The 26,768-nt window shown below is 45.0% G+C and carries 20 protein-coding genes and 1 other RNA gene; 13 read left to right on the top strand and 8 right to left on the bottom strand.

Annotated elements, in window-relative coordinates; translation table 11 throughout:
- Positions 1–30: 30 nt before the first annotated feature.
- The 5 genes from ampE to lpdA all read left to right on the top strand — a co-directional run bounded on the left by ampE (position 31) and on the right by lpdA (position 8,559).
- A complete protein-coding gene (ampE, locus tag AC27KT_RS15170; RefSeq protein ID WP_487131324.1) occupies positions 31–933 on the top strand; it encodes a beta-lactamase regulator AmpE in 903 nt (300 codons plus the stop codon).
- Positions 934–1,298: 365 nt separating this feature from the next.
- Positions 1,299–2,045, top strand: coding sequence for a pyruvate dehydrogenase complex transcriptional repressor PdhR (gene pdhR / locus AC27KT_RS15165; RefSeq protein WP_014950397.1), 747 nt, complete (start codon positions 1,299–1,301; stop codon positions 2,043–2,045).
- A 211-nt stretch (positions 2,046–2,256) separates the two neighbouring features.
- Positions 2,257–4,932, top strand: coding sequence for a pyruvate dehydrogenase (acetyl-transferring), homodimeric type (gene aceE / locus AC27KT_RS15160; protein WP_487131321.1), 2,676 nt, complete (start codon positions 2,257–2,259; stop codon positions 4,930–4,932).
- A gap of 21 nt (positions 4,933–4,953) precedes the next feature.
- Complete coding sequence (gene aceF / locus AC27KT_RS15155; RefSeq protein ID WP_487131319.1) at positions 4,954–7,005, top strand: dihydrolipoyllysine-residue acetyltransferase; 2,052 nt, start codon at positions 4,954–4,956, stop codon at positions 7,003–7,005.
- A gap of 132 nt (positions 7,006–7,137) precedes the next feature.
- Complete coding sequence (lpdA, locus tag AC27KT_RS15150; RefSeq protein ID WP_487131317.1) at positions 7,138–8,559, top strand: dihydrolipoyl dehydrogenase; 1,422 nt, start codon at positions 7,138–7,140, stop codon at positions 8,557–8,559.
- Between the two features lie 156 nt (positions 8,560–8,715).
- Here the strand turns inward: lpdA and AC27KT_RS15145 are convergent, their stop codons facing one another.
- A complete protein-coding gene (locus tag AC27KT_RS15145; protein ID WP_487131315.1) occupies positions 8,716–9,798 on the bottom strand; it encodes a LysR family transcriptional regulator in 1,083 nt (360 codons plus the stop codon).
- 392 nt (positions 9,799–10,190) lie between these two features.
- On the opposite strand from AC27KT_RS15145, the gene AC27KT_RS15140 reads away from it, so the two are divergent.
- The 7 genes from AC27KT_RS15140 (at position 10,191) to AC27KT_RS15110 (ending at position 18,678) form a co-directional block, all read left to right on the top strand.
- Entirely contained in the window at positions 10,191–11,468 is a 1,278-nt protein-coding gene (locus tag AC27KT_RS15140) for an efflux RND transporter periplasmic adaptor subunit (RefSeq protein ID WP_487131313.1), read from the top strand.
- Complete coding sequence (locus AC27KT_RS15135) at positions 11,468–14,590, top strand: efflux RND transporter permease subunit (RefSeq protein WP_487131311.1); 3,123 nt, start codon at positions 11,468–11,470, stop codon at positions 14,588–14,590. The genes AC27KT_RS15140 and AC27KT_RS15135 overlap by 1 nt, the downstream gene beginning before the upstream one ends.
- Positions 14,591–14,752: 162 nt before the next feature.
- Positions 14,753–15,463: an SIMPL domain-containing protein gene (locus tag AC27KT_RS15130; RefSeq protein WP_334056794.1), complete on the top strand. Its 711-nt coding sequence runs from the start codon at positions 14,753–14,755 to the stop codon at positions 15,461–15,463.
- A gap of 179 nt (positions 15,464–15,642) precedes the next feature.
- Positions 15,643–15,933, top strand: coding sequence for a DUF1289 domain-containing protein (locus AC27KT_RS15125; protein ID WP_487131309.1), 291 nt, complete (start codon positions 15,643–15,645; stop codon positions 15,931–15,933).
- Between the two features lie 21 nt (positions 15,934–15,954).
- Positions 15,955–16,779 carry an HDOD domain-containing protein gene (locus tag AC27KT_RS15120; protein WP_487131307.1) on the top strand — a complete coding sequence of 275 codons (825 nt, stop codon included), beginning with the start codon at positions 15,955–15,957 and terminating at the stop codon, positions 16,777–16,779.
- A gap of 135 nt (positions 16,780–16,914) precedes the next feature.
- Complete coding sequence (locus tag AC27KT_RS15115) at positions 16,915–17,718, top strand: DUF481 domain-containing protein (RefSeq protein ID WP_487131305.1); 804 nt, start codon at positions 16,915–16,917, stop codon at positions 17,716–17,718.
- A gap of 213 nt (positions 17,719–17,931) precedes the next feature.
- The gene (locus tag AC27KT_RS15110; RefSeq protein WP_487131303.1) at positions 17,932–18,678 is read left to right on the top strand and encodes a DUF481 domain-containing protein; all 747 of its coding nucleotides are present in this window, start codon (positions 17,932–17,934) and stop codon (positions 18,676–18,678) included.
- A gap of 132 nt (positions 18,679–18,810) precedes the next feature.
- Here AC27KT_RS15110 and serA read toward each other — a convergent pair whose 3' ends face one another.
- From serA to ssrS, 7 genes are all read right to left on the bottom strand, one after another.
- A complete protein-coding gene (gene serA / locus AC27KT_RS15105; protein ID WP_487131553.1) occupies positions 18,811–20,040 on the bottom strand; it encodes a phosphoglycerate dehydrogenase in 1,230 nt (409 codons plus the stop codon).
- A gap of 344 nt (positions 20,041–20,384) precedes the next feature.
- The gene (gene rpiA, locus AC27KT_RS15100) at positions 20,385–21,041 is read right to left on the bottom strand and encodes a ribose-5-phosphate isomerase RpiA (RefSeq protein ID WP_487131301.1); all 657 of its coding nucleotides are present in this window, start codon (positions 21,039–21,041) and stop codon (positions 20,385–20,387) included.
- Positions 21,042–21,131: 90 nt separating this feature from the next.
- Positions 21,132–21,779, bottom strand: coding sequence for a 5-formyltetrahydrofolate cyclo-ligase (locus AC27KT_RS15095; RefSeq protein ID WP_487131299.1), 648 nt, complete (start codon positions 21,777–21,779; stop codon positions 21,132–21,134).
- Positions 21,780–21,812: 33 nt separating this feature from the next.
- Complete coding sequence (locus AC27KT_RS15090; protein ID WP_487131297.1) at positions 21,813–23,441, bottom strand: ATP-binding protein; 1,629 nt, start codon at positions 23,439–23,441, stop codon at positions 21,813–21,815.
- A gap of 59 nt (positions 23,442–23,500) precedes the next feature.
- Complete coding sequence (locus AC27KT_RS15085; RefSeq protein WP_487131295.1) at positions 23,501–24,442, bottom strand: nucleoside hydrolase; 942 nt, start codon at positions 24,440–24,442, stop codon at positions 23,501–23,503.
- A 22-nt stretch (positions 24,443–24,464) separates the two neighbouring features.
- On the bottom strand, positions 24,465–25,361 hold the full coding sequence (locus AC27KT_RS15080; RefSeq protein ID WP_487131293.1) for a ribokinase: 897 nt from the start codon (positions 25,359–25,361) through the stop codon (positions 24,465–24,467).
- Between the two features lie 21 nt (positions 25,362–25,382).
- Positions 25,383–25,565, bottom strand: a non-coding RNA gene (ssrS, locus tag AC27KT_RS15075) — 6S RNA.
- A 593-nt stretch (positions 25,566–26,158) separates the two neighbouring features.
- On the opposite strand from ssrS, the gene AC27KT_RS15070 reads away from it, so the two are divergent.
- On the top strand, positions 26,159–26,725 hold the full coding sequence (locus tag AC27KT_RS15070) for a UPF0149 family protein (protein WP_039218554.1): 567 nt from the start codon (positions 26,159–26,161) through the stop codon (positions 26,723–26,725).
- The last annotated feature ends 43 nt before the right edge of the window (positions 26,726–26,768 follow it).

Raw genomic sequence — 26,768 nt, 5'->3', positions numbered from 1 at the left:
GGCCGCTGATAAAAAGGAAACCCAATACCTATGATGTTAATGAGCCTGCTGTTAGTTCTCAGCCTAGAACGGTTGATAACAAAAACACCTAATTGGCATATAGAAAAGTATGCTGGCCAATATCGCGCTTTCCTAAAAGATATGGGCTTAATTAATTTTTACGAAGAGAAGGGGAGTGAAGATGCGCGTAAGAAAGCGTCGTCCGCTGCGCTTTATTTTTACCTTCTTCTTCCCGCAATATTACTCGGTCTAATTGAATACTGGGTACTTGGCGCATTTCTTACCTTTATAGAGCAAAGCATCATTTTGTTCATCTGTATTGGCTGCCCCGCATTGCGAGCCGTCTACAAGAGCTTTCTTAATGCTGCTGACCGAGGTGACCTTCAGGCGTGCAGTATGTACACCGACCAACTAGGGCATTGTGCAAGTCAAACAGACAGTGACGGAAGTGCAGGTACAGAAGGCAAAACTTTTGGCCAGCACCTTACTTGGCTTAACTATCAACACTATGCCGCTGTGATGCTGTGGTTTATTGCATTTGGTGCACCAGGCGCGCTGTTTTATTGCTTGAGCCGAAGCACAACCGAGGCATTGTGTGATGCAAATCACCCTTTAAAAGCCGCTGCGGGAAGATTAATGTTTGCCCTTGATTATATCCCTGTTCGCGTGACAGCCTTCGGTATGTTGATGATGGGACATTTCTCACGAGCGTTGCCTGAGTGGATTAAGTACGCACTTCAGTTCGATGTACCTGCATACGATGTCCTTACACAAATTTCTTCGAAAGCTGAGATTCTCACGCCTGATGAACAGCAGTTGCAGGCTGAAAATGCAGCAATAGAACCGAAGGTGCTTGTAAAGTTAGCAAAACGTAATGTTATTTTTCTTCTTGTAATAACATCAGCGCTCACGCTTGTAGGCAGTCTGGCATAGTCATTATTTTTAACATTTACTAGTTGACGTTTCTTAGAAGGGCGTTTGGTCTATTTATTAATTGTATGTAGATCAGGCGCTTTGCCCATACTATTGCATTCTCCCTTCCTCATCAGACCAGTTTGCGGTTGCTGATTTTTCTTAACAAATTCAACAATAAAGCTTAACACCCAGCAAAAGGTAAATGCTTTGCTATGCTTGTGAGTATTTACCTCGAAATCGATCTGCCTTAAACTAGATAGGTAAAATGGTATTACCAATTGTGTTTGTGATTAAATTTTCCATGATTATTTTTTACATTCACAGCTGTTATAACGTCCCTATTGTTATAGAGCACGGTTTAAATAGAAGGATACGTAGCGCGCATGCGGCAGCAGCGAAAAAAACTCTCTGATGTGATTACCGAGCAACTCGAGTCAATGATACTCGACGGTACGTTATTGGCCGGTCAAAAATTACCGCCGGAAAGAGAGCTTGCGCTTGAATTTGATGTATCGCGACCTTCACTTAGGGAAGCCATTGGTAATTTACAGGCACGTGGGTTGGTAGAACGTAAGCAAGGCGGCGGTACGTTTGTTAATCGCAACCTTAATTCTGCCATGACAGACCCCCTAATGGACTTAGTCAGCCAGCGTCCTGAAACTCAATTTGATTTGCTTGAATTTCGTCATGCGCTTGAAGGGATGGCGGCGTACTACGCGGCACTTCGTGGTCAACCTGAAGATTACAACGCATTGAAGCAAGCATTGAACGATGTACCTACGCCCAAAGCGCACGAAAGCAAGCGTGCCCAAGCTGAGGCGCTAGGACAGTTTTATATCATTATGGCAAGAGCATCACACAATATGGTGTTGTTGCACGTAATGAGCACCATGCAAAGCATGCTGGTGGACAATATTGAACGAAACTTTGACATGCTGGCAGCGCACCCTGAAGCGGTGGAAGACATTGCTAAGCAGCGTCGTGAAATTGTAGAAGCCATTGCTTCTCGCGACCCTGAAGCTGCGCGTCAGGCATGTAATACGCATTTGGCGTTTATTGAAAAAACGCTATTAACCATTAATCAACGCGATACCCGCGTACAGCGCGCATTGCGACGATTAGAGATTTAGTTACTAGTCTGACTTTTTATAAGATAAGGGCTAGATAGCTATTCATTCGCAGAGGCCGGTCAGGTTTTTCCTGTGCCACTGCAAAAGCAGGTGAGCCAGATTGGGTCACTGTGAGTACAACGTAATTTAGTTTTCCTTCTTTTAGCGCCTTTAAGAGTAGAGGCAATGCTAAGGGAGGATTTTCTATATAAGCAAAAAATAGGATGGCACCATGTCTGATATGATGCACCAAGATGTAGATCCTCAAGAAACTAAAGAGTGGATTGATGCGCTTGAGTCGGTTTTAGAAGAGGAAGGCGTAGAACGCGCCCATTATTTACTCGAAAAACTTATTGATAAAGCACGTCGCAGCGGAGCGCATTTACCGTATGACGCTACTACTGCCTACATCAATACTATCCCAGCAGCGCAAGAGCCAAAAATGCCTGGTGACTTGACCATCGAAGCGCGTATCCGTGCGGCAATTCGTTGGAACGCATTGATGATTGTATTGCGTGCATCTAAGAAAGACCTAGAGCTTGGTGGCCATATTGGTAGCTTCGCATCATCGGCTATGCTTTACGATGTGGGCTTTAACCATTTCTTCAAAGCGCCGAATGAAAATCAAGGCGGCGACTTTATTTTCGCACAGGGCCATATTTCTCCAGGTATTTATGCGCGCTCATATATGGAAGGCAACTTAACTGAAGAGCAGTTAAACAACTTCCGTCAAGAGTGTGCTGGCGATGGTCTATCGTCTTACCCGCACCCTCACTTGATGAAAGACTACTGGCAGTTCCCAACGGTATCTATGGGTCTAGGCCCACTTCAAGCTATCTACACAGCACGTTTCCTTAAATACCTAACTAACCGTGGTATCAAAGACTGTTCAGGTCAGCGCGTATACTGCTACATGGGCGACGGTGAGTGTGATGAGCCAGAGAGCTTGGGTGCGATCGGTCTTGCGTCTCGCGAAGGCCTGGACAACCTAACGTTTGTTATCAACTGTAACCTTCAGCGTCTAGACGGCCCGGTACGTGGTAACGGCAAAATTATCCAAGAACTTGAAGGTACGTTCCGCGGCGCTGGCTGGGAAGTAGTGAAAGTTATTTGGGGTAGCTACTGGGATGAGCTACTGGCTCGCGATAAATCTGGTAAGCTAATTCAGCTTATGGGTGAAACGGTAGACGGTGAATACCAGAACTGTAAAGCCAAAGGCGGCAAGTACACCCGTGAAAACTTCTTCAACAAGTACCCTGAAACAGCGGCACTTGTAGCGAACATGTCTGACGACGACATCTGGCGCTTGAACCGTGGTGGTCACGATCCAGTTAAAGTATTCGCGGCTTACCAAAAAGCGATTGATACGAAAGGTCGTCCAACGGTAATCCTTGCTAAAACGGTTAAAGGTTTCGGTCTAGGTGCATCAGGCGAAGCACAAAACGTAGCGCACAACGTGAAGAAAATGGACGTTGATTCAATCAAAGCGTTCCGCGATCGTTTCAATATTCCTGTAGCAGACGAGAAAATTGCTGACCTGCCATACTTCAAGTTCGACGAAGACAGCGAAGAAATGAAGTACCTTCGCGAGCGTCGTGAAGCGCTAGGCGGTTACTTGCCTTCTCGCCGTGAACAGGCTGAAGAGCAGCTTGAAATTCCTGAGCTAAGTGCATTCGACGCTATCTTAAAAGGTTCAGGTGACCGTCAAGTATCGTCAACCATGACGTTTGTACGTGTACTTAACGCGCTATTGAAAGATAAGAAGATTGGTAAGCGTATTGTGCCAATTATTCCTGATGAAGCCCGTACATTCGGTATGGAAGGCTTGTTCCGTCAGGTAGGTATTTACGCCAATGAAGGCCAGAAATACGTACCTCAAGATGCCGACCAAGTGGCTTACTATCGCGAAGATAAGAAAGGTCAGGTATTACAAGAAGGTATTAACGAGTTAGGTGCAATGGCATCGTGGGTAGCGTCAGGTACGTCTTACTCAACGTGTAACGCTACCACTATTCCGTTCTACATTTACTACTCAATGTTTGGTTTTCAACGTGTTGGTGACCTTGCATGGGCAGCGGGTGATAGCCAAGCGCGTGGTTTCCTATTAGGCGCAACAGCAGGTAGAACTACACTTAACGGTGAGGGTCTACAGCACCAAGACGGTCATTCACACGTTCAGGCGAACCTAATCCCTAACTGTATTACTTATGATCCAACGTACGGTTATGAAGTAGCGGTTATCGTTCAAGACGGTCTGCGTCGCATGTACGGTAATAACGAAAATATCTTCTATTACCTAACACTAATGAACGAGAACTATCAGCACCCTGCAATGCCAGAAGGTGATGATGTTGCCGAACAAATCATAAAAGGTATCTACAAGCTTGAGCGTGTTGAAAACGACAAGTCTAAGCTTAACGTACAGCTAATGGGCTCAGGTACTATCTTGAACGAAGTACGTAAAGCGGCGCAGATTCTGTGTGAAGACTACAACGTATCTTCTGACGTTTACTCTGTGACCTCATTCAACGAGCTAGCCCGTGAAGGTCAAGACGTAGCACGTTGGAACATGCTAAATCCAGAAGCTGAGCAAAAAGTACCTTACATTGGTCAGGTAATCACGAAAGATGCAGGTCCTGCGATTTCTGCCACTGACTATGTGAAGAATTACTCAGACCAAGTTCGTGCGTTCATTGATACTGAATACCGCTGTCTAGGTACAGACGGTTTCGGTCGAAGCGATAGCCGTGAAAACTTGCGTACTCACTTTGAAGTTAATGCGTCATACATCGTGGTGGCATCACTTTACGAACTAGCTCAGCGCGGCGACGTTGAGAAGAAAGTGGTAGCAGAAGCCATTAAGCGTTTTGAAATTAACGCTGAAAAACTTAACCCACTTTACGCGTAAGCCAGATAAGGTATTTTACATATGTCAGATATTCAAAAGATTATCGTACCCGACGTAGGCGGTGACGAAGTTGAAGTTATCGAGCTATGTGTTGCCGTAGGCGACAACATTGAGGCTGATGAAGGCGTTGTTACTGTTGAAAGTGACAAGGCGTCAATGGACATCCCAGCACCGTTTGAAGGTGAGATTGTAAGCCTGTCTGTATCAGTAGGCGATAAAATCAAAGAAGGCGATGTGATTGGTGAAATGAAAGTTGCAGGTGTCGATAGTGCCGGTGATAGCGCTGCTGAAGAGTCATCTTCAGACAACGCTTCACAAGAAGAAGCGCCTAAGCAAGAAGAAGCACCAAAAGAAGAAAGCAAGTCAGAGGCAGCACCTGCTGCGTCTGGCAGCAGCGAAGTGATTGAAGTTGCAGTACCGGATATCGGTTCTGACGACGAAGTAGACGTAATCGACGTATTGGTTTCAGTGGGCGATACCATTGAAAAAGAAGATGGGCTAATTACCCTTGAAACCGATAAAGCAACCATGGACGTTCCTTCAACACACGCAGGTACGGTGAAAGAAGTATTCATCAGTACTGGCGATAAAGTGAAAGAAGGTACGGTAGTGATCAAGCTTGAAGTAGCGGGCTCAGGCTCGTCTTCAAGTGAATCGGCGTCTAGCGATGCTTCTTCTGAAGCGTCTGCACCGGCTTCACAGGAAAGTGCAAAGCAAGAGTCAGCGCCAGCGGCGTCTGCAAGCAGTGAAACTATTGAAGTAGCTGTACCTGATATTGGTGAAGACGGTGAAGTTGACGTTATCGACGTACTTGTATCGGCTGGCGACACCGTTGAAAAAGAAGACGGCCTAATTACGCTAGAAACTGATAAAGCGACCATGGATGTACCTTCAACGCATGCAGGTACGATTAAAGAAGTCTTTATCAAAGCGGGTGACAAAGTTAAGCAGGGCACCTTGGTTGTTAAGCTTGAGACCAGCGGTGGTTCGTCTTCAAGTGCAGCTGAAAAGCCTGCTGAAGCGCCTAAACAAGAAGAGACTAAACAATACTCACAGCAAGAAGACACTAAACAAGCGTCACAGCAAGAAGCCTCGCAAGGCCGTTCTCCTGTGCCGCCAGCGCCAGAAGCTAAGAGTACAGGCAAAGCGCATGCGTCGCCTTCGGTTCGCCGTATTGCTCGCGAGTTCGGTGTAGACCTGACTCAAGTTAACGGCTCTGGCCCTAAAAACCGTATTCTAAAAGAAGACGTTCAGGCTTATGTGAAAGCTGAGCTCGCGAAACCTCGCACAGCTGCAGCTTCAGGCAGCGCGCCAGTGGGTGACAACGTACTTCAAATCGTGCCGGTTAAGCCTGTTGATCACAGCAAGTTTGGTGAGATTGAAGAACAAAAGCTTTCTCGAATTCAAAAGATCTCTGGTCCGTTCCTACACCGTAACTGGGCAACTATTCCTCACGTTACGCAGTTCGACGAAGCAGATATCACTGAAGTTGAAGAATTCCGTAAAGAGCAAAACGCTTACCACGCGAAGATTAAGTCTGGTCTTAAGATCACGCCACTCGTATTCGTTATGAAAGCGGTAGCGAAAGCCCTTGAGAAATACGAAGTATTCAACTCATCACTGTCTGATGATGGCGAGAGCTTAATCATTAAGAAGTTTATCAACATTGGTATTGCGGTTGAAACACCGGGAGGCCTTGTTGTACCTGTTATTCGTGACGTGAATAAGAAAGGTATTGAGCAGCTGTCTCAAGAGCTTATCGAAACATCTAAGAAAGCCCGTGAAGGCAAGCTAAAAGCGGCTGACATGCAGGGTGGTACGTTCACCATCTCTAGCCTAGGTGGTATTGGTGGTACGGCGTTTACGCCTATTGTAAATGCACCGGAAGTCGCCATATTAGGTGTGTCTAAGTCTGAGATGAAGCCTAAGTGGAATGGTAAAGAGTTTGAGCCGCGCTTAATGGTGCCGCTAAGCCTGTCATACGACCACCGAGTAATCGATGGTGCGGTAGGTGCAAGATTCTCTACTGAGGTTGCTGCAAACCTAACTGACTTACGCAGAATCATACTTTAAATAAAAGGTCGAAAAAGTTTACAATATCAGTAACATTTTCGACGATTTTATAAGCCCATTTGGTGGCATTTAGGTTATGCTATTACACAAAAGTAATAGCATGACCCTACAAGAACAGGATTGAGGTTCACAATGAGCGAAATTAAAACGCAATTGGTGGTACTGGGCGGCGGCCCTGGCGGTTATTCAGCAGCATTCCGTGCGGCTGACTTAGGTATTGAAACAGTTATCGTAGACTCACGCGACACGCTTGGTGGTGTTTGTCTTAACGTTGGCTGTATCCCTTCAAAAGCCCTTCTTCACGTAGCTAAAGTGATGAAAGAAGCGAAGCACCTTGCTAGCCACGGTGTATCGTTTGGCGAGCCTACCATCGATTTAGATAAAATCCGCGAATACAAAGACGGCGTTGTTAAGCAATTAACAAATGGCCTTAGCGGTATGTCTAAAATGCGTAAAACCAAGCATGTACAAGGCTTCGGAAAATTTACAGGCGCAAACACCCTAGAAGTAAAAAATGGTGACGACGTTACTACTATTACTTTTGAAAAAGCGATTATTGCTGCGGGTTCTGAGCCAGTAAGCCTACCGTTCATCCCAGAAGATGATCGTGTAATCGACTCAACTGGCGCACTGGAAATGAAAGACATTCCGGAGAAAATGCTAGTACTAGGCGGTGGTATCATCGGTCTAGAAATGGGTACTGTGTACGAAGCACTTGGCTCGAACATTGATGTAGTAGAATTCTTAGATCAGCTAATTCCAGCAGCTGACAAAGACATCATGAAAGTGTTCATGAAAGACTACAAAGACAAGTTTAACATCATGCTTGAAACCAAAGTGACTGCGGTTGAAGCAAAAGACGATGGCTTGTATGTAACATTTGAAGGTAAGAACGCACCTGCTGAGCCAGTGCGCTACGACAAAGTACTTGTTGCTGTTGGTCGTAAGCCAAACGGTAAGCTAGTTGGCGCAGATGCAGCTGGCGTAAACGTTGACGAGCGTGGCTTCATCAACGTTGATAAGCAAATGCGTACTAACGTTGACCACATCTTCGCAATCGGCGACCTTGTAGGTCAGCCAATGCTTGCGCACAAAGCGGTTCACGAAGGTCACGTTGCAGCAGAAGTTATTGCTGGGCAGAAGCACTACTTCGACCCACGTGCTATTCCTTCAGTAGCGTACACTGAGCCAGAAGTTGCTTGGGTTGGTCTAACTGAAAAAGAAGCGAAAGAGCAGGGCGTAAGCTACGAAACTGCAACCTTCCCTTGGGCAGCTTCAGGCCGTGCAATTGCATCTGATGCTACTAACGGTATGACCAAGATGATCTTCGATAAAGACACGGGCCGCGTAATCGGTGGTGCTATGGTAGGTACCAACGCGGGCGAAATGCTTGGCGAAATCGGCCTAGCTATTGAGATGGGTGCTGATGCTGAAGACGTAGCATTGACTATCCATGCTCACCCAACGCTTAACGAATCAATTGGTCTTGCGTCTGAAATCTTCGAAGGAAGTATTACTGACCTGCCAAACCCGAAAGCGAAGAAAAAGAAGTAAATTAGCTTCTTTGTTCGAACTACGAAAAAACCGCTCATTGAGCGGTTTTTTTATTGGAGCTGTGAATGTTTTAGAACCAGTTTGCCTGCGGTAACACGCCGCGATGACGAACATGTTAAATCTCGCTGAGTGAGTGGTTATTTAAGCGAACTCGTATTAAGCAGTTTCTTTTCCCACCGCTACGGTGTCGCGTTCTTCAGCCATTTCATCATTGCTGGGCATTTTCAAATGCGCTGGCGTAAATTCTTTACAATCCATATTGCGCTGGTCCATAAAGCGTTTAACCGTATCAGCACAATATGCTTTGCGGCAGCACTGAGACAGCAGCATTTCGTGGCGCTGAACACGCTCACGTATAAACTTAACTACTAAGCTTCTAAGCCACTGCAAGCCAGCGTCTTGGTCTTGGCGCTTATGCCACATTACAGATAGAGGGGAGCTAATAATTTCTACAGGCGTTTCAAACACTGCTAGTTCACCTGAGAAAATCTCTCTCTCCATTACAAGCGAGGGCGCAACGCAAATAAGGTTACTCTCTTTTAATAGCGGGGTAGCGTTGTAAAACTGGTTTACTGACATAGCAACGCGGCGCTTGAGGCCCAAATTAGCGAGCGCCTGATCGGTTGGGCCGGTTACATCGCCTGTCACTGACACTAGCAAGTGATCTGCTGCTACAAAGTCTTCCAACGATAGTTGTGATTTTGCTAGTGGATGATCGGGGCGCATTACCACAACCCAGCTTGGGTCAAGCACATGTTCAGAGCGAATTACAGAGCCGGGCTCTTGGTGTTTAGAGAAGGTCAGCTCAGCTTCGGCATCTTTAAGTATTTTATCCGTTTCCATATCGTAATTTGGAATAGCATGGATATTAATACCAGGCGCCTCACTCTCAATAACTTTGCGAAGCGGTCCCCACACCATGGAGACAATGCTGTCAGTTGCTGCTATACGAAAGGTACGTTTAGCCGTTGCAGGGTTAAAGTCAGTTGGGTTAACGGCAACTTCAAGTTCGCCTAATGGCCCCTGAATTTGGCTCCACAAGTTTTTAGCAAATGAGGTGGGCTGAATACCACGTCCGTCCTTAACAAATAGTTCGTCGTTCCAGGCAGTGCGCATGCGGGATAATGCATTAGAGACCGCAGGTTGCGTCATCGATAGTCTATCGGCTGCGCGAGTAATGGCACCCTCAGTCATGATGGCATCAAAAATCATCAATAAATTTAAATCGTGTGGACGCATTGTGGTCTCCGGCGCTTATTACTTATCAGCTACATTCATCTGTCGATTAAAGAATCAATAGCATTATTACATGTGCTTAAATGATATAGTTTAGTTATAGGTTATAGCTAAATGTATTTACTTTCCATATGAATGCGACGAGCGACAATGATACATTACAATGCCGCAGCCCTCGACTTACCTAAGTATCGGCTTTTCTTATGGATTTTTTGGTTTGCTCTGTAGCAAAACGCTTCTTAACTTTTAAAAAGCGGTCCATTCCTTCAGCATCTATTCTCAATACATAATATCATGTGATGTGTTGCATATAAAAAGATAATTATTTTTATTATTTGAGGGTGTGCATAATGCGCAGCATCAAACTTTAGTTTAATTTTTTAGAGAATCTTGCAATGAAAACTTTTACCCGTCTATTGGCAATAGTAAGCCTAACTGCGCTTGTCGCTGCATGTGGTGGTGACGAGCAGGATCCAAGTCAATCAATGAGCGCTAGCGCAAATGCTGGTGTTCCAGTTGATGTGGCAACGGTAGTGTCTCAGCGTTTAACCGAGTGGGATAATTTTACAGGCCGTTTAGAGTCTCCACAAATTGTAGCACTTCGTCCTCGCGTGTCGGGCTACATTGACTTTGTGGCATTTGACGAAGGCGAATATGTCGAACAAGGGCAAACTCTATTCTTAATTGATAACCGCACGTTTAAAGCAGAAGTTGATCGACTGACTGCACAACTTGAAGAAGCCAAAAGTCGCGTTCAGTTGGCTGAGCAAAACTATAGCCGTGCTTTCAAGCTTCGTAAAACCCAGGCAGTTTCTGAAGAGGTGCTTGACGCCCGTTTAGCTGAGAAAAACCAAGCGCTTGCTAGTTTAAATCAAACGCAAGCCGCACTTGAAGTGGCGCGCCTAAATCGAGGCTTTGCTCGTGTTGAAGCACCTATTTCTGGGCGTATTTCTCGAGCAAACATCACTGAAGGTAACTTTGTTACCGCAGGACAAACAGAGTTGACTCGCATCGTATCGACCGACCGTTTATATGCGTATTTCGATATTGATGAGCAGACCTACCTAAACTATCTAACCGATAAATCAGCGGCTTCAACAGCAGTGAGCGAGCAGCCGGTAGCGATGCGCCTTGCTAACGAGTCTGATTATAACCACTGGGGTCAAATTGATTTCATCGACAACCAGGTTAACGGTAGCACCGGCACACTTCGCGTTCGCGCCGTATTTAATAACGAAGAAGGTCGTTTAATTCCAGGATTATTTGCACACTTAAAATTGGCAGGTGACACCGATGAAGAGGGCATTCTTATTAAAGAAAAAGCTATCGGCACAGATCTTAATAATAAGTTTGTACTGGTTGTAAACGACGAAAGTAAAGTGGAATACCGTGCGGTTAAGCTAGGCGACAAAGTGGGCAGCATGCGCATCATCACAAGCGGCTTGAATGTAAACGACACCATTGTGGTTGATGGCTTACAGCGCGTTCGCCCTGGTGCCCAAGTTGCCGCTAACGTAGTGCCTATGGGTGATGAAGATGCTCTGGCAAACTTATCTAGCTGGCAGTCACGTGTTGATAACGCAACACAAGTAACCCAAAGCATGGCGCAGGTTGAAGATGTTTTATCTGGTGGTTCATTTGCCACAGGTACAGCAACAGCAGGTCTTAAGTAATGAACATTTCGCAGTTTTTCATTAGCCGCCCGATTTTTGCGGGCGTGCTTTCCCTACTTATTTTTATCGGTGGTGCTATTGCCGTATGGCAACTGCCTATCACTGAATACCCAGAAGTAGTGCCGCCTACCGTGGTGGTAACTGCGAATTATCCTGGTGCAAACCCAGAAGTTATCGCGGAAACAGTTGCAACGCCGCTAGAGCAAGAGATTAACGGTGTTGAAAACATGCTGTATATGTCATCACAGGCAACCAGTGATGGCCGTATGACGCTCACAGTCACGTTTGCCATTGGTACTGATCCAGATGAAGCTACAACGCTGGTACAAAACCGTGTGAATCGCGCGACACCGCGTTTACCTCAAGAAGTGCAGCGCTTAGGTGTGGTAACTGAAAAATCGTCACCAGATTTAACCATGGTAGTGCACCTGACGTCGCCTGATAATCGTTATGACATGCTTTATCTTTCAAACTATGCTGATCAGTTTGTTAAAGACGAGCTAGCGCGAATCAATGGCGTTGGGCAAGTGCGCCTGTTCGGTGCTGGTGAATTCAGCATGCGAGTATGGTTAGACCCTAACAAACTGGCTGCGCTCCAGTTAAACCCTGGCGATGTGGCAGCAGCTATTGCCGACCAAAACCAGCAAGCGGCGGCAGGTAGCCTTGGTGCACAGCCTACGGGTACCAGCGAATTTCAGCTGCTTATCAATGTGCGCGGCCGTTTAAAAGATGAAGCCGAATTTGAAAATATTATTGTTAAGTCGGGTGAGAATGGTGAAATAACCCGTCTTAAAGACGTTGCGCGTATCGAACTAGGTTCAGAGTTTTATGCACTGCGTTCACTTATTAACAATAACCCTGCGGCAGCGGTGCCGGTTTTCCAAGCACCAGGCTCTAATGCAATCCAAATTTCAGATGACGTTCGCGCTCGTATGGCGGAACTGTCTAAGGCGTTCCCTGAAGGCCTTGAATACGAAATTGCCTACGACCCTACCGTATTTGTTCGCGGTTCGATTGAAGCGGTAATTAGTACACTTCTTGAAGCTGTATTGTTAGTTGTACTTGTTGTTGTACTGTTCTTACAAACATGGCGTGCGTCTATTATCCCACTCGTTGCAGTACCTATTTCACTTGTGGGAACGTTCGCCTTTATGCAGCTAATGGGCTTCTCGCTGAATGCACTGTCGCTGTTTGGTCTTGTGTTGGCAATCGGTATTGTAGTAGACGACGCTATCGTTGTTGTCGAAAACGTAGAGCGTAATATCTCTGAAGGCAAAGCGCCGTTTGAAGCCACCGTGCAGGCAATGAAAGAAGTAACCGGTCCTATCATTGCCACAACATTGGTACTTGCTGCGGTATTCGTGCCTACTGCTTTCATGAGCGGTCTTACCGGGCAGTTCTATAAGCAGTTTGCGCTAACAATTACTATCTCTACGGTAATTTCTGCAATTAACTCGTTAACGCTTAGCCCTGCATTATCTGCATTGCTGTTGAAACCTCACGGTAAAGCGAATGATTGGTTAACCCGTTTAATGGATAAAGTGTTTGGCCGCTTTGTATTTTCACCGTTTAACCGTTTCTTTGACCGCAACTCAAAGCGCTACACTGGTGCTGTGGGTGGGCTTATCCGTAAGAGCAGTATCATCATGGTGCTTTACGCGGGTCTGCTAGGACTCACGTACTTCCAGTTTGCCAATACACCAACAGGCTACGTTCCACCGCAAGATAAGCAGTATTTGGTGGCCTTTGCTCAACTGCCTAATGCAGCAAGCTTAGACAGAACTGAAGAAGTGATCCGTGAAATGTCTCGTATTGCTATGGAACACCCTGGTGTTGAAGATGCAATTGCATTCCCTGGCTTGAATATTAACGGGTTTACCAATAGTCCAAGCTCAGGCGTGTTGTTTGCAACCTTAACTGACTTCGATAAAAGAACGACGCCTGAGCTATCTGGTGGCGCCATTGCTGCACAGCTTAACCAGAACTTTGGGTCTATAAAAGGTGCCTTTGTGGCGATATTCCCGCCGCCACCAGTAATGGGGTTAGGCACGATTGGTGGTTTCCGTTTACAGGTTGAAGACAGAGGAAACCTGGGCTTTGAAGAACTTGAGCGCGTAACGCAAGAAGTGATTGGCAAAGCGTGGGCACACCCAGCGCTTACCGATGCATTCACCAGCTTCACTGTTGCTGTACCTCAGCTCGATGTGGATGTAGACCGTGAAAAAGCAGTGAGCCAAGGTGTAAACATCGATACCTTGTTTACCACCATGCAGGGCTACTTAGGTTCGTTATACGTGAACGACTTCAACTTGTTCGGTAGAACTTATCAAGTAAATGTACAAGCTGATGCCCAATACCGTCAGGATATTGAGAACATTACGCAGTTTAAAGTGCGTAATGCACAAGGTGAGATGATCCCGCTTGGCTCATTCTTGAACATTGAGCACAGTTCTGGTCCTGACCGTGTTATGCACTATAACGGATACGTCACCGCTGAAATAAACGGTGCAGCAGCGCCAGGCTATTCGTCTGACCAAGCGAAGGCGGCTATTGAAGAAATACTGGCCGAAACGTTACCACTTGGCATGACTTACGAGTGGACTGAGATCACCTATCAGCAAATATTAGCGGGTAATGCATCAGCGTTTGTATTCCCATTAGTTGTGCTTTTAGTGTTCTTAGTGCTGGCTGCGCAATACGAAAGCCTGCGTTTGCCGCTGGCAATCATATTGATTGTTCCCATGACCTTGCTGAGCGCGCTTATTGGTGTGCAAGTTTATGGCGGCGACAACAATATTTTTACCCAAATAGGTTTGATTGTACTGGTTGGCCTTGCAACAAAGAACGCCATTCTTATTGTCGAGTTTGCCAAAGAGCTACAAGACAAGGGGATGGACGCGCTTTCAGCCATTAAAGAAGCAAGTCGCTTACGTCTTCGTCCAATACTAATGACATCCATTGCTTTCATCATGGGTGTGCTGCCAATGGCAGTATCAACCGGTGCCGGCTCTGAAATGCGTCAAGCTATGGGTGTGGCAGTATTCTCAGGCATGATTGGTGTTACCGTATTTGGACTTATCTTAACTCCGGTATTTTATTACCTGATACAGCGTAAAGGTTAACTCTCCCGTCTACCCAAGCGTTGCCCTCTTAAGGGGCTCTTTAGGCCACTCATTTGAGTGGCCTTTTTTTGCCACCATTGGTCAGCTTTTATCTCGTTTTGTGAAACCGAAAAGCTTATATTCGCTTGTATCCTGTTGAAAACAGAAAGAATGGAGATTCGAATGAAAATAGGTGCGGCGATAGTAATGGCGATGGGCATGGTGGTTGCTGTGTCTTTGCTTGGTGTTCAGGTGTCTTCTGCCATGAACGACATGCAAACGTGGGATAGAGTAGTAACCGTAAAAGGATTGTCAGAGCGAGAATACATTGCTGATCAGGTTATTTGGCCTATTCAATTTGTCGACGCGGGCAATGACTTACCTCAACTGTATGAACATATTGAAAAGAATAGCCTTCAGGTGGCTAACTTTTTAGAAGAGAAGGGCATTTCAGCAGAAAGCATTACAATTGGAAAGCCTGAAATAAATGACAAATTGGCGCAACAATATGGAAGTAGTGAAAAAGCGCCATTTCGCTACAGCGCCATTCAAACCGTTACTGTCTTTTCAAATGATGTTGAAAAGGTGCGAGCGCTTATGCAGCAAATTGGGGAGTTAATTAAAACCGGTATTGTATTATCAGACCAAAGCTATCGCGCTCAGCCCGACTATGTGTTTACCCGCTTAAACGAAGTAAAGCCGGAAATGATTGAAGAAGCTACGCTCAATGCGAGAGAGGTGGCGGAAAAGTTTGCAAAAGATTCAAAAAGTACGTTGGGCAAAATTAAGCGCGCTAACCAAGGGCAGTTCAGTATTTCTAGCCGCGACAGTCATCACCCACACATAAAGAAAGTGCGCGTGGTGTCTACCATCGAATATACCCTAGTTGACTAATATTCATGCTATGCTAATACGCTCACGCAATATTGAGTAGAACGCGCATTTGTGCATTTTATGTATTAGATTACTGCTAATGTCTACTGGCTAGATTCGCCCATATGCGTTTTAATTTAGGACAGTGCTGAGTATTCTCAAGCACTCAAAGCTCATTGACTAAGGGTGGTAAGCCTGAAATGACGGATCTCAAAGCGCAGTCTAAGCAGCTTGAATTTTTTGAAATCCCAAGTCCTTGTATAGGTGTCTGCGAGTCTGGTCCAAGAGGGTACTGTAAAGGCTGCTATAGAAGCCGTGATGAGCGTCTTTATTGGCTTAAAGTTGATGATGCAACAAAAAGAAAGATAATTAGTGCGTGTGTACGACGTAAAAATGCAGTTTTAGCAAAATTACGCAAAGCGCAAGCACTGAAGGGCGAGGAGGCGGCACAACAGTTTTCTCTTTTCGATGAGCCGCCTGAAAGTCGTTAAAAAAGAGTTTGAGATTTATTAATGCCGTTAGAAAAGTATGTTTCGTATGCTGCGAAATCATTTACGTTACCTGATATTTGCGTGCGCTTGCGCTCAACGCTAGACAACCCTCGCTCGAGTATCGAAGACATCGCTGTACTAATCAGCGCCGACCCCTCTCTCACTGCTAAGGTGTTACGCTTGGCCAATAGTTCGCTTTTTCGTTTCCCCTCTCAAATCGAATCTGTAACAAAAGCCATAAATGTAATCGGTGGCGAAGCGCTTTATAATTTGGTTATTGCTGAAACTGCAACCACTGCGTTTAAGCATTTTGATACATTGCTAATTGATTTAGACAAGCACTGGCATGCTTCTGTTTATTGCGGGATGGTGGCGAAGAGTCTAGCCATGCGGCTGAATGTTCGCGGCGCTGAACGCTTTTTTGTGATGGGTATTTTGCAAAACCTGAGCGAAATCATTGTTGCGAAGAAAGAGCCTAAGCTTTATGACGGTTACCGAAATGCGAAAAAGAGCGACTTGCCACATATTGAGCAACTGGCTCATTTCGGTTTTACGTTTGCACATTGCAGCGGTATCATACTTGAAAAATGGCTTTTACCGATTGGTCTTTTTTATCCCGTATCATTTATGAACGATGCAGCAAAATATACTTCTGACGTTGATGTATGTGTTCTTGCAATTGCAAGTCGTATAACGCTTAGTCAACTTGATAAAGAAAACTATGCTGACATTGAACTTTTTACGCCAGAAATAGCCAATACAGTAAGTCTCGACATGGAAGTGATAAGTAACTCAATTGAATATGCTGAGCAAGAAACAGCAAAAATTGTGTCGCTTATTCACTGAGCTTTCAGTGCATCAGTTCTGTCACCGCACTTTTATATTGTAAATCAGAGTAAAGCTCTCCCAGAGGATTGGTATTACGTGCGTCTCGAATAGACGTAATCTAATAACTATAATAGCTCGACGTAAAATCAGATTATGTTTAGAAAAATCTTCCGGCCACGTGTTGTTGTAGGTGCCATTTGTATTGGCGTGTGTTTATCTGCAAACGCGAGGGATCTCATTGAAACGCTTTATCATGCAGATTTTACTCCCGACGCCGATGATGAAATACCGCGTTTTACATTAGACGGAGAGCTCGGTGTTTTAATTAATACCGGCAACACGTCTGCAGCCAGCGTTAAAGCCGCGGTCAACGCTGACCACGAAACCGAAAACTGGAGCAGTATTTATTTTGCTGAACTGCTTTATAAAGAAAGTGGTACGCCAACTACAGAGCGCGATATCAGCGCACAGCGCTTTTTCACGAGCGCACAATTCGACTATAAACTGCTTACGCCGGGACGACGCCTCTTCATGTATGGCGATTACGAAGACGATCAGTTTACCGGTTATGAGCATCGCGCTTCACTTGCTGCGGGTTGGTCACAGCGCGTATGGCGAAATGAAGATAGCGAATTTCGTTATAGTGTCGGGCCAGGGTATTCCTTTATTGAAGCGGAAGAAGACAACGAGAGCCTTGTGAATGACGGCATTATAGTGCGCGCGTCTGCTGAGTATAAATATCATTGGAGCTCGGGTGCAAAATTAAGGCAATTCGTTAGCACAGAGGCCGGCGAAGAAAATACAAAATCTCGCTCAGAAACCTCGCTTTCTGCCAATGTGTTTGGATCATTGGCAATGAAATTATCATTCATATTAAATCACGAAACAGACACCCCTGAAGATGTCGCGGCGTTAAGCACAGAAACATCGGTAGCGCTGGTCTATCAATTCTTTTAGTCAATTAGTGTAAATTAACAGTTGAATATAGGCTTTTTGCCGCGTTCTCATTGACTGAGAGGCTTGAAAATGTACACTGCGCACCATTGTTTGTGATGCCAGTTCCTCTGGTGCATTACTTAACAGACTTCTTTTAAAACTCGTGTTGTACCGCCTTGCAGTTCAAAAGGTATCGCGTACAACGAATGGACCGATAATCAATAGGATTGTTCAATGAAAAAGCAAGTGCTTGCATCTCTAGTTGCAATTTCTCTTTCTCCGGCTGTTTTCGCTCAAGACGATGAAGTGAAGCCTTTTACAATGGAAGGTGAGCTAGGTTTTATCTCTACATCAGGTAACACTGAAACAACATCTATCAGCGCAGGTATTCAAGCGCATCAAGAACTTGAGAAGTGGAGTAACGACTACATTCTTAAAGGTCTTTACAAGAAAGAGACGGTAGAAGGCGATGACGGAGAAGATATTGAATTTACTTCTGCACAGAAGTTCTTCGGTTCAGCGCAGGGTAACTATAAACTCGCCAACCCAGATAACCGTTTATTCGGATTCGCATCTTATGAAGATGACCGATTCAGCAACTTTAACTACCAGGCTACTGTAGCTGCGGGTTGGAACCAAAAGGTTCTTCAAAACAAGCGCCATACCTTAGAATATTCAATCGGTCCGGGTTATTCTTTCATTGAAACTCAAGACGGTGAAAACCTTGATAGCATGATTGTTCGTGCATCATCAGCATATTCTTGGAAGATTTCTGATACTGCTAAATTTACTCAAACAGTGAGTACGGAAGTGGGGGCTGACAACACTAAGTCACGTGCTGAATCAGCCTTAACTGCTACCATTAGTGGTAACCTTTCTATGCGCCTTTCGTTTAAATTAGATCACAACACCAACGTTGATGATGATGTAGAAAAGCTTGATACTGAAACTGCTGTAAGCCTAGTTTACAACTTCTTCTAAGCTGAACTAATTCGTTTAAAGGCCAATAGGCCCTTCAAAACATCGAAGTAAAAAGTATTGAAGTAAAATAATAAGCATAAAAAACGCTGCACATAGTGCAGCGTTTTTTGTTTAGGCTACAAACAAGGCTTCTTAGTGAAGAATGCGAGTCTTAATTGTGCCATCAATTTGTTGAAGCTCTGCCAATGCTTCATAGCCACGGTCTTCTTTAACATCCACAACCACGTAACCAATTTCCGCGTTAGTCTGTAGATACTGTGCTTCAATGTTAATGTCTTTTTCTGCAAACGCTTGGTTAATTTGGGTAAGAATACCCGGTTGGTTTTTATGTACGTGAAGTAGTCGTGAACGACCAGTGTGCTCAGGAAGCGATACTTCAGGGAAGTTAACTGCTGACAACGTAGAGCCGTTGTCGCTGTATTTCGCTAGCTTTCCTGCCACTTCAATTCCGATGTTTTCTTGCGCTTCTTGTGTGCTTCCGCCTACGTGTGGCGTAAGAATAACGTTGTCGAACGCGCGAAGCGGTGACTCAAACTCTTCAGTGTTAGACTTAGGCTCTACTGGGAATACATCAATTGCTGCGCCGTTAAGGTGGCCACTTTCCAATGCCTTTGCAAGCGCGTCAATATCAACGACGGTACCGCGAGAAGCGTTAATTAGAATGCTGCCTTTTTTCATTTGAGACAGTTCTTTCTCGCCAATCATATCTTGAGTTTGAGGCGTTTCAGGCACGTGTAGCGACACCACATCAGAGGTATTAAGTAGTTTTTCTAGTGACTTCACCTGGGCCGAGTTACCCAGCACAAGTTTGTCCTCGATATCGAAGAATTGAACGCGCATACCTAAATGTTCAGCAAGAATACTGAGCTGAGTACCAATGTGGCCATATCCAATAATGCCAAGGGTTTTTCCGCGAGCCTCGTAAGAGCCAACCGCAGTTTTTTCCCATTCACCACGATGAGCTTTGGCGTTTTTGCTGGGTACTTGACGAAGTAAAAGAATAATCTGCCCAAGAACCAGTTCAGCTACCGAGCGAGTATTAGAAAACGGGGCATTAAATACCGGGATGCCGCGACGTTGTGTGGCTTCAAGATCAACCTGGTTGGTGCCGATGCAGAAACAACCAATAGCAACAAGCTTTTGTGCTGCATCAACCACGTTTTCGGTAATTTGGGTACGCGAGCGAATACCAACAAAGTGGGCGTCTTTTATCTTCTCAATTAACTCATCTTCAGGAAGTGAGGTTTTGAGAAATTCAATGTTGCTATACCCATTGCTTTTTAGTGTTTCCAATGCACTCTGGTGAACACCTTCTAACAATAAAATTCGGATTTTATCCTTCTCTAATGAAACTTTGCTCATGAACTCGCTATCTCTCACTGATGTAATTTGGTTTGCTTGCATCGCTAATCCAAGACTAACTGAACGTACAAGTATTAAAAGCGTAGCTTTGTATAATCTGTGCGGCAATGTGCACCACTACGCTCCTCTGGAGCCTTGCTTTAGCTAAACTGCTACCAAGCTTTTATAATCACGTTGATTGCTTTCGCTACTAATGACGCGGACCTTAGTTAGCGTAAACATTGAAACGCCTGGCACTTAAATAAGGACATCTAGACGTCTAAACGGAAATTAACAGAAAACGCATTAAGTTGAAAGCAGTATTTTGTATAGCTTTTCACCGCACTATACGCCGTGCCAAGCTATCACTTAAAGGTTTCGACACCACTTTCTGTGGCACTGAGTACAATATCCGCGCCTCTTAGCGCAAAGATACCGTTAGTCACTACGCCAGGAATATTATTTATTTTTTGTTCCAGTTCTCGCGGGTTAAGAATCTCAAGGTTGTGTACGTCTAAAATAACGTTACCGTTATCTGTCACTACTCCCTGTCGGTATTCAGGATCGCCACCAAGTTTCACCAGCTCACGGGCTACAAAAGAGCGAGCCATGGGAATAACCTCGACCGGTAGCGGAAATGAGCCCAAAACAGGTACACGCTTGCTTTCATCAACAATACACACAAAAGTAGTTGCGGCGCCGGCTACGATTTTCTCGCGAGTGAGTGCTGCGCCTCCACCTTTAATCATATGCTTGTGTTCAGTGACCTCATCGGCCCCATCGATATAAACCGAAAGGTTGCTGACTTCGTTTAACTCGAACACTTCAATGCCTAGAGCTTTTAAACGCTCGGTAGATGCTTCTGAGCTTGATACTGCGCCTTCGATTTTGTGTTTAATGTTACCGAGTTCTTCAATAAAGAAATTTACGGTAGAGCCTGTACCCACACCGACAATGCTGTCTGGTTCAACATATTCGATGGCTGCTTTGGCTACGGCTTGTTTTTTTGCGTTCTGATCCATGGTCATTCTCCGACTTATTGTGTTCGCAAGTGTATCGTATAAGCGTACATGAACCCACAAGTTCGTATATTCAATTTGTTATAATGACTATCACGAGTTAGTAAAATGCAGGGTGCGCGTGGGTGTTACGATAGCATCAAGCGGCACATCCCACGGTGCAATAGGTAGGGCATTTACTTCTTGAATGTCGTGGGCAATGCCTACCAGCTTTGGCGCATGTTTTTTGGGAGGTAAATGGGAACCCATTTGGCGCTGAGTGAAGCTCAAGGTGCGATCGTAATAGCCACCACCCATGCCTAAGCGATTACCGTTACTATCAAAGCCTACGAGCGGCATAAGAATAACATCACATTGCTTAACAGGAATAACGTTTTCACAAGCCAGTACGGGTTCTTCAATGTTGTATTTGTTCCGAATAAGCTGGGTGTTTGGGTTGTAAGCTAAGAAAAGTAGATGCCCTTTGCATACAGGGTGTAGTACAGGAAGTGTGAATCTTTTTTTGCTTGAAGCCTGCCAAACAGAGTCGATGTAGTACTTTAAATTGACTTCGCCGTCGTTAACTAAATATCCCGCTGTTGTTGTGCTCTCGTTGAGAAAAGGCAGGGCATTGAGTTGTGATGCTACGCGTTTTGCAGCATCCTCATGTTGTTCAAAAGATAAACTACGGCGTGCTTCGCGAAGCTTTTTCCGCAACTGTGCGCGAGCTACCATGCTTTCTTGTGAAACGTTTATCTGCATGATTGAAGGCCTTACTCGCTTTAAACCAAAAAGTTAACGATCAGATTCACCTAAATAGTGATTAAGTACACGAACCAATTCACTACTCTCAATGGGTTTGGTCAAGACATCATCAAGGCCTTGCTCACGCAAATATTCTGGTTGGGTTATCACATCCGCCGTTAATGCAACAATAGGCAAATTTGGCTTGAACCCCTTTATTTGGGCTGTTGCTTCATCGCCTTGAATGCCAGGAAGGTTAAGATCCATAAGAACTAAGTCGACAGGATTAGACTTGGCGTATTCAACGCCTTCTTCGCCAGTGCTCACTACAGAGAGAGACACGCCAAGTTTTTCGAATAAGGTTTGAATAACTACTTGGTTTATATAGTGGTCTTCAACCACTAAAACATTCGCGGAGTGGCTAATGTTGACTTGCGCCACGAAGCTGCGTGGTTCAGATTCAACGAACTGATTTGCACTCAACGCGTCGGCCGGTAAAGTAACGCTTATGCGAGTGCCATGGTTCAACTTACTGCTGACTTTAATAGACCCGTCCATGAGCTCGACAAGGCGCTTAGATATATTTAAGCCTAAGCCGGTCCCACTAATCTGATGCGCATTTTCCATACGTTCGAAAGGTGTGAAAAGCCGCTTTTGGTCTTCATCGCTAATACCAATGCCTTGGTCAACCACGTTAAAAATGATGTTTGCATTTTTATATTTTACCTGCGCCTTCACAGATTTACCGCAACCAGTAAACTTAATTGCATTGGACAGCAAATTAAGCGCGACTTGTCCAAATTTGGTGTCGTCAAAAAACAGCGATTCGGGCACGGCTTCATCAATACTTGTAGAAAAAATAATACCGCTGTCTTCTGCGCGGATCTTCGTTAATGAGAACAAGTGAGTGAAAAAGTCTTTTGTATTTACCGCGCGTGGCATCACGCGCATTTTTCCTGCCTCTATCTGCTTGATATCAAGCACAGAATTTACTATTTCTAATAGCCTCTCACCGCTTTGGCTCACATGGGAGAGCGAGGTGGTAAATGACTGGGGTAGGTTTAACTTTTGGGCTTCGCCCTCAAGCAGCTGGCTAAAAGTATTTATTGCATTAAGCGGCGTTCTGATTTCGTGGCTTATGTAAGACAGAAAGTCCGATTTAAATTGACTAGTGCGCTCTAGTTCTCGGTTCTTACGCTTCAGTTCCAAATGCGCAACTACCGATTTACTAAGGGTTTGAAGTGATGCTTTCTGCGCTTCTGTCAGTGTTTTAGGTTTGCGGTCAATGGCGCAAAGTGTACCGATTGCGTGTCCCGATGGGGTAATGAGTGGTGCACCAGCATAGAAGCGAATATCAGGCGCGCCAGTTACCAAAGGGTTATCATGAAATCGAGGGTCTAATGTGGCGTTAGAAACTTCGAACACTTCTTCTTGCAAAATCGCATGAGAGCAGAAAGCAATTTCCCGGGACGTCTCTTCAGCATCCAACCCCACTCGTGATTTGAACCACTGGCGATCAGGGTCTATTAAGCTAATAAGTGCAATAGGAGTCTCGCAAATTTGCGAAGCGAGCGCCGTCAGGTCATCAAACAGCTGTTCAGCTTCGGTATCAAGTACGTCGTAGCTGAGCAACTCGGCAAGACGTTCTTCCTCATTAGTGGGGAGTGGGGCAGATTGCATTTTATGAACCTAACGCTGAAATAAAATAGGGATTGCTTACTAACAATCCCTTAAACATATCACAGAGCGTAGGTGTCTATGAATAGTTGTTCCAGCTTTTGATGATCAACTTTAGTCGCTACTCTTATGGTATTTGCTTCATTCCATAGCGGGCTAGGTGTTGTACCTTTAGGCGCAACTACGGTTTGACCTCTGTCTAAAGTTCCTGTGCCAACGCGCACGTGACCCTCAGTCAGTTCAAATAGCTCAGGGTGGCGAAGGTGGGCAATTGGGAATGCATCGTGGAAAAAGCACACGCGATCTTCACGATTTTGCGAGTAGAAATCCATGTAGAACTGGGCACTTTCTTTCACAAAACCGCCAAGCGTATTGTTTTTCTCTTCAAGCTTTTCAACAAAGGCTGGTGAGAATGGCGTGAAGTTTGTCACGTCCAAACCAAACATCGTTAATTCCCAGTCAGCTGCAAACACGATTTCTGCCGCGTGAGCATCGTTCCAAATGTTTGCTTCAGCAACCGGTGTTACGTTACCCGGAACAAACGCCGCACCACCCATAATGCTAACGCCTTTCACCAACTTAGGCAGTTCCGGCTCAAGACGAAGTGCAAGTGCCAAATTACCTAATGGGCCAATAGCAACAATGGTGATTTCGCCCGGGTACTTACGCGCCATATCAACGATAAACTGCGCAGAGCTGCGTGGGTCAAGCTCGGTCTTAGGTGCTTCAGGCTTAATGTGACCAAAGCCGTATTCACCATGTACGAAGTGTGCATAGTTTGACTCTGGGCCAACCCATGGCATACCTACGCCTTTAGTTACAGGAATATCTTTACCTGCAATTTCACAAAGTGTTAGTGCATTTTGTGCTGCCATCGTTACCGGAACGTTACCGTAAACGGTAGTTAAGCCGAGAACTTCAATATCTGGAGATTGGAAAGCGAAAAAGATCGCCATTGCATCATCAATCCCCGGATCCGTATCTAATATGATCTTATGTGCCATCAATTTATCTCAGTGCGTCTTGCTAGTTGGCGTGTTTCGCTAAGAAACGATCCACTTCTTTTTGTGTTGGAATACTCTGCGCTGCGCCTTCACGAGTAACCGCAATGGCCGAAGCTGCACACCCGCGACGCAATGCTTGCTTTGCATCGGTGTGGTTGCTGTATGCTGACAGGAAATAACCGATAAATGTGTCACCGGCTGCGGTGGTATCTACCGCGTCTACAGAGAATGCTTTTACTTCTACAGCTTCATTTTTGCGCAGCATCATTACACCAGCTTTACCTAGTGTAATAATAACTTCGCAGTGTGACCACTGCTCTTTGAACACTGTCACAATATCTTCAAGTTCTTCTTTACCGGTAATCGCAGCGGCTTCGGTTTCGTTTACAATAAGTAAATCTACACAGTCTAACGGAAGCTGTTTAACCGATTCGCTCATAGGCGCTGGGTTAAAAGCGACCTTTAGCTGCTTTTCTTTCGCTTGGCGAAGTACTTCTTCAATGCTGCTGGTTTCATTCTGGGTTAGTACCCAATCTGAAGGGCGAGTGTCGTCTAACGCCTGCATTACGGTTTTTGCGGTAATGGTTTGATTGGCACCACCAAATAATACGATGGCGTTTTCACCGCTAGGGGTAACTTGGATGATGGCGTGGCCTGAAGGAACTTCTGAACACTTTACACCACGACAATCAACACCCTTTTTAATTAGAGCTTGTTTAAATGAAGCGTCGTTTTCGTGAATGCTGCCGACGTGCCTTACGTCTGCACCAGCTTGCGCTAAAGCAATAGACTGATTTGCACCCTTACCACCTAATAAAGTTTGATAATGGGTAGAGGCCAGCGTTTCTCCAGGCTGCACAAAGTGATCTACCTGATAAACGTGGTCAATATTGATAGAGCCAAAATTTATTATTGCCATTTCTTCTTCCGTCGAAAGAGGGCGCTTCCCAGAATGCCGCTGTTCATGTTTCGCCCGTGAACCGAAAAGTTCAGGGCGGAAGTATCACAATTGCCGTAGGCTTCTCGATACGCGTCGAGCTTGCACAATAGCAGCTGTTTCAACTTCCTAGGTTTAAAGCATCGGCCAGGGACATGAATGAACTAGCAAACATCCCAGGAAACATTGTTGTTGTATTAACGCAACAGGGTATAACAAACGCGAGATCCCGTGAAGAGGATCACCTAAGGCGCTTTATAACTATTTTGCGTGGTGAATGTAAAAACGGTAAAAAAATACTATTTTCTTGACCAATTGGTCAGCAATTATACACGCATATAAGAGAAGCTCAATAATAACCAACAAGCTAATGCTGGTATTAAACGCTAATGAACACTGTCATGCTGTTGCGAAAGGAATTCCATATCCAACAACAACGATCTTAGATGAAATCTGATGATGTTGCTAGCCGTCCGGCAGCAAATTTAGCTAAATCACCGCGAATTAAACACTGTTTGAACAGTGAGTAAACAACGTTTAAGCACCGTTGTGTAAAGTGTATACGACACAGTGTTATGAGACCCTAAAGGTATTTTTGCTGTTTGTTCAAAGTTAGAGCAGTGGCGGGCAAAAGGAAGCGTTACACATTGATATTTGCTAGTATTAACTCCATCAAGAGATGACAGTGACGTAAGTCGCCGCCAAAATAGACGGTAATTAACCGCTATACAAAAGTGGCGCTTGTATCTCAAACTATTCAAAACAAAAGAGAACAATTCGTGGAAAAACAGCTCGATTACGATAGCGTAAGTAATAAATTGTCTCAGCAAGGCGTAATTGTTGACGCTGCAGAAGTGCATGGCATTCTGTGCGGTATGCTTTGTGGTGGCATGTCGCTGACCGACCAAAAGTGGCTAGAAGCGTTAAGTGAAACCATTAATCAAGGGGATGCGTTTAGCGACCCTACTAAGCACCTTTTGAATAACCTTTTCAATCAAACCTGTCAGCAGCTTCTTGAGCCAGAATTTGCACTCAATTTGTTGCTTCCTGACGACCAAGCTCCGATAAATGACCGCGGAGCTGCACTGATTAATTGGGTGCAGGGTTTTATGCTTGGGTTTGGTCTACACCAGCAAGATCTTATGCAATGTTCTGACGACGTAAAAGAAGCACTCGAAGATTTTTCTGATATTTCACGTATGGAAGAGCCGATGGATGCAGATGAAGAGTCTGAAAAGGCGCTGTTTGAAGTTGAAGAATACGTAAAAATTTCAGCAATTTTATGCTTCAGTGAACTTGGTCAATCGCTGCTAGATGATCAACAAGACACGCCATCCGTACACTAATAATTTAAGGCAATCGAAGCGGAGGTAAGTCGCCATTTGCTTT

The organism is Alteromonas sp. 5NW40-0090, assembly GCF_057552975.1.
The sequence above is the reverse complement of the archived record's forward strand: the minus strand, read 5'-3'. Positions and strand labels throughout refer to the sequence as shown.

Excerpts from the sequence above, each read along its gene's own strand:
- ampE (WP_487131324.1), top strand. The coding sequence starts at position 31 with ATGATGTTAATGAGCCTGCTGTTAGTTCTCAGCCTAGAACGGTTGATA.
- pdhR (WP_014950397.1), top strand. The coding sequence starts at position 1,299 with ATGCGGCAGCAGCGAAAAAAACTCTCTGATGTGATTACCGAGCAACTC.
- aceE (WP_487131321.1), top strand. The coding sequence starts at position 2,257 with ATGTCTGATATGATGCACCAAGATGTAGATCCTCAAGAAACTAAAGAG.
- aceF (WP_487131319.1), top strand. The coding sequence starts at position 4,954 with ATGTCAGATATTCAAAAGATTATCGTACCCGACGTAGGCGGTGACGAA.
- lpdA (WP_487131317.1), top strand. The coding sequence starts at position 7,138 with ATGAGCGAAATTAAAACGCAATTGGTGGTACTGGGCGGCGGCCCTGGC.
- AC27KT_RS15145 (WP_487131315.1), bottom strand. The coding sequence starts at position 9,798 with ATGCGTCCACACGATTTAAATTTATTGATGATTTTTGATGCCATCATG.
- AC27KT_RS15140 (WP_487131313.1), top strand. The coding sequence starts at position 10,191 with ATGAAAACTTTTACCCGTCTATTGGCAATAGTAAGCCTAACTGCGCTT.
- AC27KT_RS15135 (WP_487131311.1), top strand. The coding sequence starts at position 11,468 with ATGAACATTTCGCAGTTTTTCATTAGCCGCCCGATTTTTGCGGGCGTG.
- AC27KT_RS15130 (WP_334056794.1), top strand. The coding sequence starts at position 14,753 with ATGAAAATAGGTGCGGCGATAGTAATGGCGATGGGCATGGTGGTTGCT.
- AC27KT_RS15125 (WP_487131309.1), top strand. The coding sequence starts at position 15,643 with ATGACGGATCTCAAAGCGCAGTCTAAGCAGCTTGAATTTTTTGAAATC.
- AC27KT_RS15120 (WP_487131307.1), top strand. The coding sequence starts at position 15,955 with ATGCCGTTAGAAAAGTATGTTTCGTATGCTGCGAAATCATTTACGTTA.
- AC27KT_RS15115 (WP_487131305.1), top strand. The coding sequence starts at position 16,915 with ATGTTTAGAAAAATCTTCCGGCCACGTGTTGTTGTAGGTGCCATTTGT.
- AC27KT_RS15110 (WP_487131303.1), top strand. The coding sequence starts at position 17,932 with ATGAAAAAGCAAGTGCTTGCATCTCTAGTTGCAATTTCTCTTTCTCCG.
- serA (WP_487131553.1), bottom strand. The coding sequence starts at position 20,040 with ATGAGCAAAGTTTCATTAGAGAAGGATAAAATCCGAATTTTATTGTTA.
- rpiA (WP_487131301.1), bottom strand. The coding sequence starts at position 21,041 with ATGGATCAGAACGCAAAAAAACAAGCCGTAGCCAAAGCAGCCATCGAA.
- AC27KT_RS15095 (WP_487131299.1), bottom strand. The coding sequence starts at position 21,779 with ATGCAGATAAACGTTTCACAAGAAAGCATGGTAGCTCGCGCACAGTTG.
- AC27KT_RS15090 (WP_487131297.1), bottom strand. The coding sequence starts at position 23,441 with ATGCAATCTGCCCCACTCCCCACTAATGAGGAAGAACGTCTTGCCGAG.
- AC27KT_RS15085 (WP_487131295.1), bottom strand. The coding sequence starts at position 24,442 with ATGGCACATAAGATCATATTAGATACGGATCCGGGGATTGATGATGCA.
- AC27KT_RS15080 (WP_487131293.1), bottom strand. The coding sequence starts at position 25,361 with ATGGCAATAATAAATTTTGGCTCTATCAATATTGACCACGTTTATCAG.